This window comes from Sulfitobacter sp. HI0040 (assembly GCF_001634885.1).
Classification (GTDB): Bacteria; Pseudomonadota; Alphaproteobacteria; order Rhodobacterales; family Rhodobacteraceae; genus Sulfitobacter.
Map to the genome: position 1 here is coordinate 1 of NZ_LWEX01000162.1, position 2221 is coordinate 2221.

At 65.0% G+C, this 2221-nt stretch carries 3 protein-coding genes; 1 reads left to right on the forward strand and 2 read right to left on the reverse strand.

The features are described 5' to 3' along the window. Positions 1–1157 (reverse strand): HlyC/CorC family transporter (locus A3728_RS10885; RefSeq protein WP_067923375.1); only part of this gene is annotated, 1157 nt, incomplete at its 3' end. 112 nt (positions 1158–1269) lie between these two features. Here A3728_RS10885 and A3728_RS10890 point away from each other — a divergent pair. Next, positions 1270–2091 (forward strand): metallophosphoesterase family protein, encoded by an 822-nt coding sequence (locus tag A3728_RS10890; RefSeq protein ID WP_236628186.1) that lies wholly within the window; start codon positions 1270–1272, stop codon positions 2089–2091. Here the strand turns inward: A3728_RS10890 and A3728_RS22315 are convergent. After that, positions 2028–2221 (reverse strand): tyrosine-type recombinase/integrase (locus tag A3728_RS22315; RefSeq protein WP_150120736.1); only part of this gene is annotated, 194 nt, incomplete at its 5' end. The two genes, A3728_RS10890 and A3728_RS22315, sit on opposite strands and share 64 nt — an antisense overlap.

The following is a 2221-nucleotide window of genomic DNA, read 5'->3' on the forward strand; positions in this document are numbered from 1 at the left end:
TCGGGCAATGACCAGTCGGTCGCGCGATTGAGGTCGCGGATCGTCATGGCGCCGTCCACGTAATATTGCCCGTCCTCCGCCGGTTGCAGCGGCTGTTCGGCGTCGGGATCGAATTCGTCCGTGATCTCGCCCACGATCTCTTCGAGGATGTCCTCAAGGGTGATCAACCCCTGCAGCGAGCCGTATTCATCCACCACGAGGGCGAAATGCGTGCGGCGGCGCAGGAACTGGCGCATCTGCTCGTCCAGCGTCGAGGTTTCGGGCACGAAATAGGGCTTCATCGCGACGTCGTCGATCTTGAAGTTCTTCAGCAGGGAATCGTTGCCATGCGGCCCGCCGCTCAGCTTGTACATCGCGCGCAGCAAGTCCTTGGCGTGGATGACGCCGACGATATTCTCGGGATCATTGCGGAAGACCGGCAGCCGGGTGTGGTTCGACTGCAGACATTGTTCGAGGATATCGGCAGGGTCGGAATCCGCGTCGATCATCTCGATCCCGGAGCGGTGGAGCATGATCTCCTCCACCGCGCGTTCGCGTAGGTCGAGCGCGCCGAGAATACGGTCGCGGTCCTCTTTTTCGACGACCCCTTCGGAATGACCCAGTTGCAGCGCGCCGGCGATTTCTTCGCGCACCGCAAGGATGTTGCTGTCAGGATCGGTGGTCACGCCGAACAGGCGCAGCACCCCCCGGACGAGGTAGCGCACCGCCGTCACGACGGGCGAAAAGAGCAGCACGAGGATGCTGATCGGGCGGGAGACGAGCGCGGCGGCCCGTTCCGCATTGGTGATCGCATAGGTCTTCGGCAGCACCTCGGCAAAGACCAGCACCAGCAGCGTCATCACGAGGGTGGCCAGCGCCACGCCCGATTCCCCGAACAGCCGGGTGAAAAGCGCGGTCGCGACCGAGGCCGCGAGGATGTTCACAAGGTTGTTGCCCAGCAGGACCGACCCGATGAGCCGCTCGTTGTCTTCGGTGATCGCAAGTGCCCGTTCGGCCCCGCGCGACCCCTTGTCGGCCTGCGCCCGCAGCTTCCCGCGGGAGGCGGCGGTCAGAGCCGTTTCCGAGCCCGAGAAGAAGCCCGAAAGGATCAGCAACAGAAGGATCACCCCGCAGGTAATCCAGAAGGTGCCGTCTAGCATTGCGGTGCCCGTTTCCATTTGAAAGAATACCCTTGTGTCATGGCGTTCCTTCTTATGATGGGGCGGGCGGCTTCATTCAAGGGATCGGATCCGCGCAGGGCATTCCCGCGGACCGGGGGGAGGGCAATTCGTGCCACATCACGTCGATCTGGGCGATATCGGCGGCCCCGTGCTGCTTTTTGGCGGCCCCTATTCCAATCTTCAGGCGTTCGAGGCCCTGTGTACTGCAGGTGCTGCCGCCGGGGTCTCGCCTGACCGGATGATCTGCACCGGCGATGTCGTCGCCTATTGCGGCGCGCCGGAAGCCAGTGTTGCAGCCCTGCGTGCCGCCGGTTGCCCGGTGGTGGCGGGCAATTGCGAACGCCAGCTTGCCGAGAACGCGCCGGATTGCGGCTGCGGGTTCGACGCAGGGTCGGCCTGCGACCTTCTTTCCGTGGGGTGGTACGCCTTTGCCCGGGCGCGGATGCAGGACGCGGATCGCGACTGGATGCGGGGCCTGCCGGATATCATCAGCTTTACCCACGCCGGGGCGCGCTATGCCGTCATCCATGGTGGCGTGTCCGAGGTCGCGCGCTTCATCTGGCCAAGTTCTTCCGCCCGGCTGTTCGAGGAGGAATGGGACGCCACCGAAGCGGCCATCGGCCCCGTCGATCATATCATCGCCGGTCATTGCGGTCTGCCGTTCGAACGGGAATGCAGGCGCGGGCGGTGGATCAACGCCGGAGTGATCGGGATGCCCCCGAATGACGGCGGCGCGAATACGCGCTATGCCCTGCTGCGCGCGGGCGCGCTGACCTTCCATCGACTGGCCTATGACGTGGCCGGGGCGGCGGCGGATATGCAGCGGGCCGGGCTGCCGCCCGATTATCGCCGCGCCCTTGAGACCGGTTACTGGCCGTCGGAGGATATATTGCCCGAAGACCTGCGCAGGGCGGTATCCGAAAGCGGGTGATGGTCGTGCACCAGTTCGGCCAGCCGGTGTTCCAGCACATGGGTGTAGATCTCGGTGGTGGCCACGTCGGCGTGGCCCAGCATGGTCTGGATGGCGCGCAGATCGGCGCCCCCGGCCAGCAGATGGGTGG